Origin of the sequence: Ehrlichia muris AS145, from assembly GCF_000508225.1 — a bacterium.
Lineage (GTDB): Bacteria > Pseudomonadota > Alphaproteobacteria > Rickettsiales > Anaplasmataceae > Ehrlichia > Ehrlichia muris.
The window spans coordinates 191,502-207,518 of record NC_023063.1 but is presented as its reverse complement, the minus strand read 5'-3'; the positions used below and the strand labels follow the sequence as shown (position 1 = coordinate 207,518).

Genomic DNA, 16,017 nt, shown 5'->3' with positions numbered 1-16,017 from the left:
ATTTGAGAAAGATAATAAAGAGTTCTTATTAAAGACTTTATATTCTTCTTGTATGATAGTTTTTTTATGACTTAAGCTCCACTTTCAACATAACTTAAGATTCTTATTGAATATTAAACACATTCATTAAACAGATATTTAATATAGTACAGTTATGAATACTATGCAAATCATTAAAAGACTTTGTATGAACCTGAATACTAATGGTAATATAAACCAGATGTAACTGTTTCTTCAAAACAAGGTATAAAAAATATAGCTAAGATCACTACTTTCATTAAAGTAAATCTTACAGTACCCAACATAAATAGTAATTTTAGTATTATTTAAAATAATGATATATTGTTAACAGATAGAATCTGCAATTACAGCTCGACCAATTTGTAATAGATTAGGTTGATTAAATTGATTTTTCCTTTTGGACAGTTTAGTGCTATAGAAACAGAAGCACATGATTCAAAAATATTGTTAGATAATAGTATGCTTAAGGATCTGAAAAAACTGAATAACATATTGACCATAGACTAGCCAGAGTTTTAATTTTAAGTCAGAAGTATTGTAATGCTATAGAACATTTTCTAAAAACCATGTAAGAGAAAATTTGAGTCATATCAAACCTTACCAAAAAGTAATACTGCCAGGTTTAATATTTTTATTCTAAAATATCCAGACAATATATTAATTATTTCAATCTAATACATAAGCCTTTTTTCCTAGTACCACTAAGTAAAACCTTCAATTTTGATTATATTTCATACATTAGTTTATCTATAATACTATTATGCAATAAGTAAGATATACAAAATAAGAAAAAAAAAGTAATACTGCCAGGTTTAATATTTTTATTCTAAAATATCCAGACAATATATTAATTATGCCCCCCCACACTGGAATCCAAGAACATAGCAACGTTAATAACATCAAGATCAATCTTATATAAACACCTAATTTCCCATAATCATCCTGCACCTTATGATATTCTACACGTGCAAAAATTATCATTCTACCTAATATCCAATTAATAATTCCTCCTACAACTGCTCCTAATGCCGATATTAAAATCATCAAAACATAACTATATCCCCCAAAATAAGCCATTACTTTAAATACAAATATTTTATTTAAGGGTAAAATAAGAGCAGCTACTAAACTGTCAACAAATAACAAACTATAAACTTCTATCATCTATAGACATACCATTACATACCTCATGGGACCGGTGCGATTTGAACGCACGACCTCCAGATTAGGAATCTAATGCTCTATCCTACTGAGCTACGGCCCCAATACACTTTCAATCATATAGATTATCCATATAATGTAAACAAATTTTCAACACTCTATTCTTAGCTCGCAGAAAATATTTTAATATAATAGATACTTTTATTTCTTTTTATCTATTATCTATGTCACAATACAAATTCATAGATAACATTAATCAAATATTCTTTGACATTAACCAAATAGAATATGTTATACAAAACTCTCTAATCCAAGCCTATAGCAGATATTTTATATAATGGGCATTTTATAACCTGCTTTCACTTATCATCCATATTACAAAACTTTTATAGATAACATTAATCAAATATTCTTTGACATTAACCAAATAGAATATGTTATACAAAACTCTCTAATCCAAGCCTATAGCAGATATTTTATATAATGGGCATTTTATAACCTGCTTTCACTTATCATCCATATTACAAAACTTTTATAGATAACATTAATCAAATATTCTTTGACATTAACCAAATAGAATATGTTGTACAAAACTCTCTAATCCAAGCCTATAGCAGATATTTTATATAATGGGCATTTTATAACCTGCTTTCACTTATCATCCATACTACAAAACTTTTATAGATAACATTAATCAAATATTCTTTGACATTAACCAAATAGAATATGTTGTACAAAACTCTCTAATCCAAGCCTATAGCAGATATTTTATATAATGGGCATTTTATAACCTGCTTTCACTTATCATCCATGTTATAATTCATGGTTAAGATTAGCTAAAGTTTCTAACATTAGATAACAGTACCAATATGCTATACAATAGAATCTAGATATAAACAATAAGATATTTAATTTCAGTACTACATATCAAACAATGTTTATACTAATTTATTTCGTCTTATAACTTCACATAATTTTTCTATATCTGATGAGCTGTGATTCACACTAAATACAAACCTAAGTCTTGGAGTGGGTACCGTAGGAGGGCGTATCGCCACAACAAGAAACCCCTCTTCTCTTAAAATTTGTTGCGCATGTAAAACACTATCTATATCTTTCATAATCAATGGCACTATATGGCTACTAGGCTCAGTAAGATTTAGATTCTTACAAAAAAATTTAGCCAGCTTAATAGGAGTATCATTAATAGATTCGCCTATAATATCTAATGCAGAGCTTGCAGCTGCAATCACCATTGGAGGTAGAGCAGTTGTATATATAAAAGTTCTAGCCTTATTTTGTATATACTTTATAACAACTTTTGATGCACAGACATAACCACCCAAGACACCAACTGCCTTGGATAAAGTACCAATATATATATCTGAACTAGCACAAGGTATTAATCCAAACCCATGAGCACAATCTGTAATAAGCCATGCATTATACTTCTCTGCTAATTTTCTTAGCTGATCAATTGGAGCAATATCACCATTCATACTATACACTTGCTCAACTATAATAAAACAGTGCTTATGCAAGCCTCTATATTCCTTTAACATATCCTCACAATGCTTATAATCATTATGCTCAAACCTATAATGCTTGGCAGAGGAAAGCTTAATACCATCAATAATAGAAGAATGTACTAATTTGTCAGCAATGATCATATCATGCCTATGTACCAAAGCAGAAATAACTCCCACATTTGTCAGATAACCACTACTAAATACCAAAGCCATTTCTGTATGATACAATTTTGCCAATTTATTTTCTAAGCATTGATAAATGACATTATCACCTGTAATCATACGTGAAGCACCAGCTCCTACACCATAATTATTTATTGCATTTATAGCCGATTCTTTTAATAACGGATGTCCTATTAAACCTAAATAATCATTACAAGAAAAAGAAACTAATTTTTTATCATTTTGATAAATTACATTACCTGCTTCAGATTTAGTGATAGCAGAAGGTTCTCTATATAGATTGTCAACCTTCAACTTAATGAGTTCTCGATTTAATATTTTATCTAACATTTAACACTTACACAAATACCTATTATGCCTTTTTATAAAGCTACACTTAAATGTAAAGTTGTATAAAACATAAATTCTAGAGAAAGTATAGCAGGAATTAAATCAACGTACTCAACACTATTCAATTAAGCAACCACAAACACGAGATTTAAAACCCCCACCATCTAAAAGGAAGAACCATCTACTAAAACATAAGTACTTTCATATTCTTTAATAGTCAACAATACTATTTGTATCTTTAGGCAATCCCTGATTCAAAGCATTATCATCACGTTGGAGTAATGCTGGATCCTGATACTCATTATTATAATACATAGAATAATCTTCTTTATTTAATAAAGATAGCTTCTTGATTTTATTCATTAAGAATCCTGTACCTGCAGGTATCAGTCGACCTACTATCACATTCTCTTTTAACCCATATAAAGAGTCTTCCTTACCAGAAAATGCTGCTTCTGTTAATACTTTGGTAGTCTCCTGGAATGATGCAGCAGAAACAAATGAATTAGTATCAAGACTTGCTCTAGTAATCCCTTGAAGTATTGGAGCATACTTAGCAGGAGATTTACCCATTTTTATCATATTATTATTAGTCTTTATGATTTCTTCCATATCTACATTCTCTCCAACTAAATACATAGTATCTCCTGGTTCAAATATCTCAACTTTTTGCAACATCTGTCTTAAAATTATCTCTATGTGTTTATTATCAATACGTACACCCTGTAACCTATAAACTTGCTGAATTTCAGAGATCATATAATTTGCTAGTGCCTCAATCCCTAAAACACGTAATATATCATGAGGATCAGGATCACCATCCATCAACAAATCCCCTTTGTGCACAAAATCCCCTTCATTTACAATAGTATGTTTACCTTTAGGCACTAAATATTCAACAGGCGTCAAACTACTATCTACTGGCTTAATAAATATACGCCTTTTAGACCTATAATAATCTTTTCCAAATTCAACATAACCATCAACATCACTTACTATAGCATGTTCTTTTGGACGACGCGCTTCAAATAACTCAATTACCCTCGGTAACCCTCCTGTAATATCTCTAGTTTTTATAGATTCTCTCGGAATTCTTGTTATTACATCCCCAGCATGAACTTTTTGCCCATCTTGAACATTTAGTACTGCCCCTATCGGTATCAAATAATTTGCTTCCAATCCATTAGATAGTGTTATTACATTATCATTGTCATCAATTAAAACTAATCTAGGCCTGAGGTTAGCACCTTGTAAATGTAATTTCCAATCAACTACTACCCTATTAGAAATACCAGTAGATTCATCTAATACTTCATTGATAGAAACACCATCTATTAAATCCATATACTTAATGATACCTGTTTTTTCTGTAATAATAGGCATTGTATAAGGATCCCATTCAGCAATTTTTTCTGTAATTTTTACTAATTGACCATCATTAACATAAAGTCTTGCACCGTAAGGTATACTATTACGCATCTTTTCGTTACCCACACTATCAAGCAATACTACTTCACAAGACCTACTCATAATAATCTTATTACCATATTTATCTTCAACAACATTACTGTTTACTAATTTTACCTTAGCATCCAATAATGCTATTAAGTTTGAAGTTTCAACACCTCTCATCGCAGTACCACCTACATGGAAAGTACGCATAGTCAATTGAGTACCAGGTTCACCAACAGATTGAGCTGCTATTACACCAACAGCTTCACCTATTGATACAACATCACCAATAGCAAGATCTCTACCATAACATAAAGCACAAATACCCTTTTTAGCTTCACAAGTAAGAGGAGATCTTACTTTTACAGCATCTAATCCAGCTATCTTTATTTTCTCAACTTTAGCTTCATCTATTAACTCTCCAGCTTTAACAAGCAATTCTTCAGTAATAGGATTATAAACATCAACAGCAGCAACTCTTCCAAGTATAATATTATCTAACGTCTCAACTACAGTTCCACCTTCAACAACAGATCTTATGGCAAATCCATTGTGTGTTTTACAATCATATTCAACAACTATACAATCTTGAGCAACATCAACAAGCCTACGAGTTAAATATCCAGAATTCGCAGTTTTCAAAGCGGTATCTGCTAAACCTTTTCTTGCCCCATGAGTTGAATTAAAATATTCAAATACATTCAATCCTTCACGGAAGTTAGATATTATAGGAGTTTCAATAATTTCACCTGAAGGTTTAGCCATTAACCCTCTCATTCCTGCTAATTGTTTCATCTGTGATGCAGATCCCCTAGCACCAGAATGAGCCATCATATAAATAGAATTTAACTTACTTTCTACATCATACACAGAAATAGCTTTCATCATATCCTTAGCTATCAAATCAGTACACTTAGACCATTCATCTATTACTTTATTATATCTTTCACTTCTTGTAATCAAGCCATCCTGATATTGCACAGCAAATTCCTTAATTTTTTCACTAGCATTATCTACATGCATTGTCTTTGTATCTGGAATAATCATATCTTTGCATCCAAATGAAATACCAGACTGTGAAGCATATTTGAATCCAAGAGACATGAATTTATCTGAAAACTCAACAGTCTCACTTTGACCACAACTCCGATACACTAAATCAACTATAGCTGTAATTTCCTTTACAGTTAAAACCTGATTTACTAGATCAAAAGTTAAATTTTTATGTTGCGGAAATATCTGCCACAATATCAATCTACCAGGAGTTGTTTCAATTACTTTAGAATAATATGAAGGCTCTCCATCTGATGCATCATAATTACAATAAGTCATTCTATACTTAATTTTAGTACATATATGTACATCCTTATTATGTAAAGCGTATTCTACATGACTAAAATCACCAAAGAATAAAACTTCATCTTCAGGTTGAACCTGATCCTGTAACGTTAAGTAATATATTCCAAGTACTATATCTTTTGAAGGAACAATTATCGGCTTACCATTAGAAGGACTCAAAATATTATTAGTAGACATCATCAATATTCTAGCCTCAAGCTGAGCTTCTAGTGATAATGGAATATGCACCGCCATTTGATCTCCATCAAAATCAGCATTAAAAGCACTACATACTAAAGGGTGTAACTGTATTGCCTTACCTTCTATTAGAACTGGATCAAACGCCTGTATGCCTAATCTATGTAAAGTAGGTGCTCTATTTAATAATATTGGATGCTCATGTATTACTTCATCCAAAATATCCCAAACTTCTGGCTTTTCATTTTGTATCATCTTATTTGCTAACTTTACTGTTGGCACAATACCATACATTTTTAACTTTGAACAAATAAACGGCTTAAATAATTCTAGAGCCATTTTTTTAGGTAATCCACATTGGTGTAATTTTAAGTTAGGACCAACAACTATTACTGACCTACCAGAATAATCTACCCTTTTTCCCAGCAAGTTCTGTCTAAAACGCCCTTGCTTACCTTTCAACATATCACTTAATGATTTCTTATACCCTACACTTCCTGCTTTATTAGAAATATAGCTACGACGTGTACTATCAAAAAGAGCATCTACTGCTTCTTGCAGCATTCTTTTCTCATTACGGATCATAATTGCAGGTGGATTCAATTTTAACAATTTACCCAATCTATTATTACGATTAATGATTGTTCGATAGTGATGATTTAAATCAGAAACTGCTGGCCTTCCATTTTCCAAAGAAACAAGCGGCCTTAAATCAGGTGGTAAAATTGGTATAACTGTTAATATCATCCATTCAGGTTTATTCCCAGAATTTATAAAATTTTCAACAATGCGCAATCTTTTTACTATTTTCTTTCGCTTCATCTCTGAAGTTGTAGATTCCAATTCTACTCTAAGACTTGCATTAATTGCATGCAAATCTAACCGGACTAATAATTCCCTAATAGCCTCAGCTCCAGTTAACGCAAGAAAACTATCTTCTCCGTAATTATCCTTTGCTTGATTGTAAGCACTTTCACTAATAACTTCACCTTTAGATAATGGGGTTGCAATTGGATCAATAACTACAAAATCACCGCTATATAAAATATTTTCTATCAACTTAAGCGGCATATCAAGTAACGCTCCTATACGAGAAGGCAGAGACTTTAGGAACCAAACATGTGCTACAGGAGATACAAGTTCTATGTGTCCCATCCTTTCTCTACGTACCTTTGATGAAGTAACTTCAACTCCACATTTCTCACAAATGACGCCTCTATAACGTTTTTTTCGATATTTACCGCACAAGCATTCATCATCATTCACTGGCCCAAAAATCTTAGGACAAAAAAGTCCCCCTTTTTCCACTTTAAAAGTACGATAATTAGTAGTAGAAATATCTTTAATTTCACCATACGACATTGCTCTAATGCTTTCAGGGCTAGCTATAGATATGCAAATCTTATCAAACGACTGTGCAATACTAGTATAGCCATACAAATCCAACATCTTCATATACTACTACCCTTTTAATTATTAATCTTTCACTTCATTATTTAAGAAATCCTTATCTTGCTTTAAAGCAACATCTAAACACAATGATCTTAACTCTTTCACCATGACATTAAAGGACTCTGGTATTCCGCACTCAAAATTACTATCACCCTTAATTATAGATTCATAGATCTTAACTCTTCCAACAATATCATCAGACTTTACTGTAAGCATTTCTTGTAAAGTATAAGCAGCTCCGTAAGCCTGTAATGCCCAACATTCCATTTCCCCAAAACGCTGACCACCAAAATGAGATTTTCCACCTAATGGTTGCTGAGTTACTAATCCATATGGACCAACAGATCTTGCATGTATCTTATCATCCACCAAGTGATGCAATTTTAACATGTATATATATCCCACAGTAACCTTACGATCAAATTTTTCACCAATCCTTCCATCATAAAGATCTACCTGCCCTGAAACATCTAAATCAGCTAACTTTAATAAGTTAGAAATTTGACTATCTTTTGGCCCTTCAAACACTGGAGCAGCCATTGGTACACCATCACGTAACCTTTCTGCAAACGCCAAAAGATCATCATCGCTCATAGATTGAATATTATATTTTAAATCTTGTCCATCATACACCTGATCTAAAAAGTTTCTCAAATGAGATATTGTCAACTCATCAATATTATCCAATATATGCCCTATCTTTTTTCCTAAATTAACAGAAGCCCATCCTAAATGTGTTTCTAAGATCTGTCCAACATTCATACGAGAAGGGACCCCCAAAGAATTAAGTATAATATCAACAGGAGTTCCATCTTCTAAGTATGGCATATCTTCAACAGGCACGATCCGGGAAATTACCCCTTTATTACCATGTCTACCAGCCATTTTATCTCCCGGTTGCAGATTATGTTTCACTGCAACAAAAACTTTAACTATACATAAAACACCCTGTGGTAAATCATACCCATAATTTAACTTGTCTATCTTTTGATCGAATTTACTATGAGCATTTTGAATCATCGAATCAAATTTTTCCTTTAAGTCTTTAACTTGAGATAATACATACTCATTAGACAAATTAATATCCCACCAATCCTTTTTTGGAGTAGATGCCAAATAATCATTCATATCCTGATTATTATACTGCATCTCAGAATTTACTAAAACTCTCTTCAATTCATCATAAAAATATTCACTAACTACATCAATTTCATAATCCCTTTCTTTTATGAATCCATTAATCTCATTTTGCTTGATTAGGAGAGATCTATCATTTTCTTCAACCCCACGACGTACAAAAACATGCACATCAACTACCGTACCTTCAACATCAAGTGGCAAATACAGTGAAGAATCTACACAATCAAATACTTTTTCCCCAAAAATAGTAACTAATAATTTTGTCTCCGGAGGTAGAGAAATTGGAGGTCTAGGAGTAACTTTACCAACTAAAATATCCCCGGCAGAAACTTCAGCACCAACATTAACAATTCCTACATCATCCAAATGAGACAAACTATCTTCATTGATATCAGGAACAGACCTCATAATCTTTTCTGGACCAAGTGTTGTATCTCTAACTACACATTCAAATTCCTCTATATGTATTGAAGTAAATACATCTTTTTTTACAACTTCACTTGAAATAACTATTGAATCTTCAAAGTTATACCCTTGCCAAGACATGAAAGCAACTAACACATTCTTACCTAAAGCAAGCTCACCTTGATCGATAGCTGATCCATCAGCTATAACATCATTTGCTTTTACATAATCTCCAGGTTTAACTAAAGGTCGTTGATTAATACAAGTATTATGATTAGAACGCTGGAATTTTCTTAAATTATAAATATCAACACCTAGATATTCATTTTTTTCCTGATCAAACGCACGAATAACTATATATAACCCATCTACTCTATGGACAATACCCCCACGTTTAGCTAAAACAACTGTTCCTGATCCAGCAGCAACTATTAATTCCATACCAGTACCAATCAAAGGAGCATCTGCTTTTAATAGTGGCACTGCCTGACGTTGCATATTAGAACCCATCAAAGCACGGTTCGCATCATTATTTTCCAAGAAAGGTATCAAAGATGCAGCAACTGAAACAATTTGTTTTGGAGAAACATCTATATAATCAACTTCCTCCCTCTTAACCATAACAAAATTTCCATCATGTCTGCAATAAAGCATATCATCAACGAATTGGTTGTTTTCATCAAGAGTAGCACTAGCATCAGCTATATAATAATTACTTTCCTGCATAGCCAACAGATACTCCACCTTATCAGTAACAACTCCTTTATCTACCTTTCGATAAGGACTTTCAATAAATCCATGCTTATTAATACGAGCGTAGATAGCTAAACTACTGATCAACCCAATATTTTGACCTTCTGGAGTTTCAATTGGACAAATTCTTCCATAATGTGTCGGGTGTACATCTCTCACCTCAAATCCTGCCCTTTCTCTAGTTAAACCACCTGGGCCTAAAGCAGATAACCTACGTTTATGAGTAACCTCAGACAATGGATTAGTTTGATCCATAAACTGAGAAAGCTGAGAAGAACTAAAGAAGTCTTTTAAAACTGTAGCTAAAATCTTAGGATTTACAAAATCACATGGCATTGCATTATCAAAATTTACCGAAGACATGTAATCCATAATCATTCTTTCAAGTCTCAATATCCCAATTCTAAATTGATTTTCAATAAACTCACCAACAGACCTTACCCTACGATTACCAAGATGATCTATATCATCAACAGAACCTTCACCATCCCTTAACAATACCAGCTTCTTTATAACATGAATTATATCATCTTTAGTTAAGACTGTAATATCTTCACTAACACTCAATCCAAGATGATCATTTAATTTTATTCTTCCAACCGTAGATAGATCATATCTTTCCTTTTCAAAAAACAATCCATCAAAAAAAGCTTTTATAACATCTAAACTAGGCGACTCACCAGAACGCAAAACTTTATATATTTCAAAAAGCGCCTCTTCATAAGATACATTCTTATCTAAAAATAACGTATTTAAAACATATGGACCAACCGTTAAAAAATCTATATTTAGAACGAAGATCTCATCTATATTAAATAATTCTAACTTATTTATATGCTCACTAGTAATATTCTCTCCCGCAGATATAATCAAAGCATTACCGCTTGGATCTAACAAGTCATTAGCAATAAATAATCCTTGAATTTCATCAAATGGAACTAAATATTCTGTAAGCCCATCATTAGCCAATTTTTTAGCTATTCTCAAAGTAATTCTCGTATTGGCCTTTACTAATACATTTCCATCTGAATCCATAAGATCATGAGACAACCTAACACCCCTGAACCTATCAGCAACAAATGGAACTATCCATCCTTTTTCACATCTTACGTAACGTACCTTGTCATAGAAAGTATCTAGAATATCATTATTAGATAAACCTAAAGCTCTCAAAAGCAAAGAAACTGGTAATTTCCTCTTTCTATCAATACGAAAGTAAAGTATATCTTTTATATCAAATTCAAAATCTAACCATGAACCCCTATAGGGAATAATTCTAGCTGAATAAATTAATTTCCCAGAACTATAAGTTTTTCCTTTATCACTATCAAAAAATACACCTGGAGAACGATGCATTTGCGATACTATTACTCTCTCTATCCCATTTATAATAAATGTTCCATGAGAAGTCATAGTAGGAAGATCCCCTATGGAAACTTCCTGCTCTTTTATGTACTTTATACTTTTTTCTGAAGTCTCTTCATCTACTACATATTTTACTTCTTTAAAAGATACCTCCTGCACCTTCCATACTATAAAACGCAAAACTATACGTATAGGAACAGAAAAGGTAATACCTCTTTTTATACACTCATACTCGTCATACTGTGGTTCACCAATACTATAACTTACAAATTCAAGAACAGCCCTACCTAACAAATCTTGTATAGGAAACATAGACTGAAAAATATTCTTTATTCCACTTTCAGTACTTTGATCTACCCCAATAAATGCATTGTATGAATCCCTCTGTATTTTTATTAAATCAGTTAAAGAATCTTTTATATCTATTGACTTTGCATAAGACAATCTAGGTACTGAATTAAAAGAATTTAATACATATTTAGTAGAAATTACAGAAGAAGACATTAAATCCCTCAAGATTAATAAATTACAAATAAAAGCTATGTGAAAAACTATTTAATACTAATTTTTGCTCCAGCATCCTCAAGCTTCTTTTTGATTTCTTCAGCTTCTTCTTTCTTATATTTCTTACCTTCTACCAATTCTTTTGAACCTTCTTTTTCAACAAATTCTTTTGCTTCTTTTAATCCCAAATTAGTACATTCTCTTACTGCTTTTATAACAGCAATCTTCTTATCTGCAGCATAGCTATCAAAAATTATAGAAAAATCTGTCTTTTCTTCTGCTGCAGCACCACTTTCAGCTTGACTACCACCTGCAGCTGGAACAGCTGTTAACAAACCACCTTTAGGAAATCCTAATTTTTGTTCCATCTTATCTACTAATTCTGCTGCCTTACACAAATCTAAACTACAAATTTGCTCTACTAAACTATCTATATCAACACTACTCATAATAATTAACCCCAATTATAAAAATAAAAAGTATAAAATTTAAAATATAGTATCACTCTTTATCGCCAAGAGCTTTTAAACACAAAGCCAATCTTACCGGAATATTATAAGATATCATACTCATTATTTGTGCATGTAATTCCCTTAGAGATGGTAAACTAGCAAAGTATAAGATCTTCTCGCTATCTAATACTTCATTGCTATCGTATCCACATGATAAACTTATCTTGCTTTTATTGTTTTTCATAAATTTTGCAAGAATTTTTGAAATCACTATTATATCATCCGAATAAACAATAAATACAGGGCCTAAAAATTTAGCAGCTAACTCTTCTCTACCCATTTTTTTTAAAGCAATACGAGATAAACTATTTTTTACTACCATCAAACCACTATTAGCCATTTTTAATTCTTTCCTCAGAGAAAAGAAATCATCAGCCACCATACCTTGGAAATTAGCAACTATAAAATATTTAAATTTACCAAATAAGCCTTCTACTTTATTTAAATGCAATTCTTTATCGCTACGCTTCACTGTCTCCACTCCAATACTAATTATTTAAACTTTCCACTTTAACAGATTTCCCCATAGTTGAAACAACAAACACATCTTTAAAGTATAAACCCTTAATAGACGCAGGCTTACATTGCTTTACTGCACTAATTACTGCATTAAAATTTTCCAACAAATCTTCTGTAGAAAATTTAATATTTCCAATCTTTGCATGAACAATACCAGTCTTATCAGATTTAAATTTAATTTGACCAGATTTTATTATTTTAATAGCCTTAGCAAGCTCAAAAGTTACAGTATTAAATTTAGGGTTCGGCATTAACCCCTTAGGACCTAAAATTTTAGCAATAGAAGAAACCGACGCCATAAAATCTGGAGTAGCAAGGCACCAATCTACATCTAATCTACATTGTTTTTTCTTTATTTCTTCAATCAATTCCTCGTCACCTACAATATCAGCCATGGCTTCTTTAGCCATTTCTAAATATCCACCTTTAGCAAACACTGCAACTCTTATTTCTCTTCCTAATCCTTTAGGTAATACAACACACCCCCTAACTTGCTCATCAGATTTCGAACTATTAATATTAAGATTTATTGCAACATCCACAGATTCACAAAAATTAGCTTTAGCAGACTCTATAACCTTCTTTAAACCTGATTCAACATCATAAACTTCATTACTAATCAATGAATTCATATAATTCCTCTACACTATATCCACTATCATTTACTCTTCTACTACAACAATACCCATAGAAGATGCTGTACCAATAACCATTTTAGCTGCAGCTTCTACAGTATCAGCATTCATATCAGACATTTTACGCTTAGCTATCTCATAAACATCTGACATCTTAACTTTTCCAATATTATCTTTTCCAGGATTCACTGAACCTTTCTCAATTGCAGCAGCTTTCTTTAATAAATAAGATACAGGAGAATCGCTTATTGTAAAACTGTAAGACTTGTCATTATAAATAGATATTCTAGCAGTAACCAGATCACCAATTTTATATTGTTTACCCTGAGCACTTGTAATGTCATTGAACTCTTTACAAAATTTAGGCATTGGTATACCACGAGGCCCTAAAACAGAAGCAATTTTAGGCCCAGGATTAGCTTTCCCAGCCTCTATCATCAAATTTATCTTAGATACTAAAACAGCACTCACAATTACCCCTCCACTTTTTGTATATGTTCTAACTTAAATTCTATCTTAGTCAGTCTACCAAATATCATTACACTGACCCCTGCTATTTTTTTATCATCATTAATGTATTCAACTTTACCATTGAAATCTTGAAACAACCCATCATTAATCACAACTTCATCACCAATTTCAAAATTAACAATGCTAATATCATCTACTACAGTTTGACACATTTTCTTACGCATAGACTCCATTTCACTTTCTGGAATAACTTTAGGAACACCAAAATCATTGTTTAGAAAATTCAACACCCTAGGTATATTCCTAACAAAATTAATTGAATTTTCATGCAAATTCATATACAAAAACACATATCCCGGTGACAATTTCCTTTTTACCAATACCTTTTTATTGTGTTTTACTCGAGCAACTTCTTCATACGGAATAAATACTTCACGAAAACTTTCTTCGAGACCTAACACTCGAGAATTCTCTAAAATAGTTTGACAAACTTTCTCTTCGCTACCAGATGATACCTGAATAATATACCACTCATATTTCATAAATTACCCCAAGTACTATCTTGATCAATTTCAAAAATAAAAAATCTACACAACAAAATAAAATAGACATAAAAGTAATTATTAATATTACTATAAATAAAAATCCCACAATTTCATTTTTAGAAGCCCAAGAAACTTGCAAAGCCTCTTGCTTTACCCCAAGTAAAAATTTAGCAATATTACTCATTATAAAATTACCTACATGTCATATCACTTAAACTAAACGGCAGGAGTGATAGGAATTGAACCCATAACCTTCAGTTTTGGAGACTGACGCTCTAGCCAATTGAGCTACACTCCTATATACATTACTACTCCAAAATTTCAGTAATAATACCAGAGCCTACAGTTCTACCACCTTCACGAATTGCAAATCTCAATCCCTTATCAATAGCAACAGGCTTATCTAAACTTACTTCGATATTTATATTATCTCCAGGCATTACCATCTCAACTCCATCAGGTAATTTTATACTCCCTGTTACATCAGTCGTTCTAACATAAAATTGTGGCTGATAATTTGAGAAAAATGGCGTATGTCTCCCACCTTCTTCTTTCTTTAATATATATACCTCTGCCTTGAATTTCTTATATGAATGTATCTGACCAGGCGCACTTAATACTTGCCCCCTTTCTACATCTTCCTTCTTTATTCCTCTTAATAATATACCAGCATTATCCCCTGCTTCACCTGCATCTAATGCCTTATGGAACATTTCAACTCCAGTACATACTGTGCTTTGCACATCACGTAACCCTACTATTTCTATTTTATCTCCTACTTTGATTACTCCTCTTTCTATCCTTCCTGTTACTACTGTACCCCTTCCAGGTATTGAAAATACATCTTCTATTGACATTAAAAATGGCTTGTCTTTTTCTCTTGTTGGTAAATTTATTTTCTCTAAGGCACTCATCAATTCCATAATCTTTTCACTCCACACACCTGAGCCTGTTTCTTCTTCTAATGCCTTAACTGCAGATCCCCTCACAACATCTATATCATCCCCTGGATATCCATATTTTGATAATAATTCTCTTATCTCCATTTCAACTAATGACAACATCTCTTCATCATCTACAACATCACATTTATTCATCCATACTACTATGTCTTTTACTCCAACTTGTTTTGCTAATAGTATATGTTCTCTTGTCTGAGGCATTGCTCCATCAGTTGCAGATACTACTAATATTGCTGCATCCATTTGCGCAGCACCTGTTATCATATTTTTTATATAATCAGCATGTCCTGGACAATCTACATGCGCATAATGTCTATTTTCTGTTTCATATTCTACATGTGCCGTTGAAATGGTTATACCTCTTGCCTTCTCTTCTGGTGCTTTATCTATTTCATCATATTTTACACTCTTATTACCTTCTCCACTCAATCTCTTCGCTAACACTGTTGTTAACGCGGCTGTCAATGTTGTCTTGCCGTGATCAACATGCCCTATTGTCCCTACATTTATATGTGGTTTCCTTTCCTCTACCATAACATTAT

General features: G+C 32.3%; 11 protein-coding genes and 2 tRNA genes. All 13 read right to left on the bottom strand.

Going from position 1 to position 16,017, the window contains the following annotated elements; translation table 11 throughout:
* Window positions 1–768: 768 nt before the first annotated feature.
* Window positions 769–1,185: a YqaA family protein gene (locus MR76_RS00820; RefSeq protein ID WP_024071803.1), complete on the bottom strand. Its 417-nt coding sequence runs from the start codon at window positions 1,183–1,185 to the stop codon at window positions 769–771.
* Between the two features lie 26 nt (window positions 1,186–1,211).
* Window positions 1,212–1,285, bottom strand: a tRNA-Arg gene (locus tag MR76_RS00815).
* A gap of 835 nt (window positions 1,286–2,120) precedes the next feature.
* Entirely contained in the window at window positions 2,121–3,224 is a 1,104-nt protein-coding gene (locus MR76_RS00810) for an aminotransferase class I/II-fold pyridoxal phosphate-dependent enzyme (protein WP_024071802.1), read from the bottom strand.
* 210 nt (window positions 3,225–3,434) lie between these two features.
* On the bottom strand, window positions 3,435–7,667 hold the full coding sequence (rpoC, locus tag MR76_RS00805; protein ID WP_024071801.1) for a DNA-directed RNA polymerase subunit beta': 4,233 nt from the start codon (window positions 7,665–7,667) through the stop codon (window positions 3,435–3,437).
* A gap of 21 nt (window positions 7,668–7,688) precedes the next feature.
* Window positions 7,689–11,831: a DNA-directed RNA polymerase subunit beta gene (gene rpoB, locus MR76_RS00800; RefSeq protein WP_024071800.1), complete on the bottom strand. Its 4,143-nt coding sequence runs from the start codon at window positions 11,829–11,831 to the stop codon at window positions 7,689–7,691.
* Window positions 11,832–11,878: 47 nt separating this feature from the next.
* Window positions 11,879–12,280, bottom strand: coding sequence for a 50S ribosomal protein L7/L12 (rplL, locus tag MR76_RS00795; protein WP_024071799.1), 402 nt, complete (start codon window positions 12,278–12,280; stop codon window positions 11,879–11,881).
* 52 nt (window positions 12,281–12,332) lie between these two features.
* Entirely contained in the window at window positions 12,333–12,815 is a 483-nt protein-coding gene (gene rplJ / locus MR76_RS00790) for a 50S ribosomal protein L10 (RefSeq protein WP_024071798.1), read from the bottom strand.
* 16 nt (window positions 12,816–12,831) lie between these two features.
* Window positions 12,832–13,494 carry a 50S ribosomal protein L1 gene (gene rplA / locus MR76_RS00785; RefSeq protein WP_044171422.1) on the bottom strand — a complete coding sequence of 221 codons (663 nt, stop codon included), beginning with the start codon at window positions 13,492–13,494 and terminating at the stop codon, window positions 12,832–12,834.
* Between the two features lie 30 nt (window positions 13,495–13,524).
* Window positions 13,525–13,935, bottom strand: a complete 411-nt coding sequence (gene rplK / locus MR76_RS00780) for a 50S ribosomal protein L11 (protein WP_044171563.1) — start codon at window positions 13,933–13,935, stop codon at window positions 13,525–13,527.
* Window positions 13,936–13,970: 35 nt separating this feature from the next.
* Window positions 13,971–14,510 carry a transcription termination/antitermination protein NusG gene (gene nusG, locus MR76_RS00775; protein ID WP_024071796.1) on the bottom strand — a complete coding sequence of 180 codons (540 nt, stop codon included), beginning with the start codon at window positions 14,508–14,510 and terminating at the stop codon, window positions 13,971–13,973.
* Window positions 14,500–14,697, bottom strand: coding sequence for a preprotein translocase subunit SecE (secE, locus tag MR76_RS00770; RefSeq protein ID WP_024071795.1), 198 nt, complete (start codon window positions 14,695–14,697; stop codon window positions 14,500–14,502). The genes nusG and secE overlap by 11 nt, the downstream gene beginning before the upstream one ends.
* Window positions 14,698–14,737: 40 nt before the next feature.
* A tRNA-Trp gene (locus tag MR76_RS00765) sits at window positions 14,738–14,811 on the bottom strand.
* 10 nt (window positions 14,812–14,821) lie between these two features.
* Entirely contained in the window at window positions 14,822–16,009 is a 1,188-nt protein-coding gene (tuf, locus tag MR76_RS00760; RefSeq protein WP_024071794.1) for an elongation factor Tu, read from the bottom strand.
* Between the last annotated feature and the right edge of the window lie 8 nt (window positions 16,010–16,017).

What these genes read in the sequence shown, in the direction of transcription:
- nusG (WP_024071796.1), bottom strand. Translation starts at nt 14,510, where the DNA reads ATGAAATATGAGTGGTATATTATTCAGGTATCATCTGGTAGCGAAGAG.
- rplA (WP_044171422.1), bottom strand. Translation starts at nt 13,494, where the DNA reads ATGAATTCATTGATTAGTAATGAAGTTTATGATGTTGAATCAGGTTTA.
- MR76_RS00810 (WP_024071802.1), bottom strand. Translation starts at nt 3,224, where the DNA reads ATGTTAGATAAAATATTAAATCGAGAACTCATTAAGTTGAAGGTTGAC.
- tuf (WP_024071794.1), bottom strand. Translation starts at nt 16,009, where the DNA reads ATGGTAGAGGAAAGGAAACCACATATAAATGTAGGGACAATAGGGCAT.
- rpoC (WP_024071801.1), bottom strand. Translation starts at nt 7,667, where the DNA reads ATGAAGATGTTGGATTTGTATGGCTATACTAGTATTGCACAGTCGTTT.
- rplK (WP_044171563.1), bottom strand. Translation starts at nt 13,935, where the DNA reads ATGATAGAGGCTGGGAAAGCTAATCCTGGGCCTAAAATTGCTTCTGTT.
- rplL (WP_024071799.1), bottom strand. Translation starts at nt 12,280, where the DNA reads ATGAGTAGTGTTGATATAGATAGTTTAGTAGAGCAAATTTGTAGTTTA.
- rpoB (WP_024071800.1), bottom strand. Translation starts at nt 11,831, where the DNA reads ATGTCTTCTTCTGTAATTTCTACTAAATATGTATTAAATTCTTTTAAT.
- secE (WP_024071795.1), bottom strand. Translation starts at nt 14,697, where the DNA reads ATGAGTAATATTGCTAAATTTTTACTTGGGGTAAAGCAAGAGGCTTTG.
- MR76_RS00820 (WP_024071803.1), bottom strand. Translation starts at nt 1,185, where the DNA reads ATGATAGAAGTTTATAGTTTGTTATTTGTTGACAGTTTAGTAGCTGCT.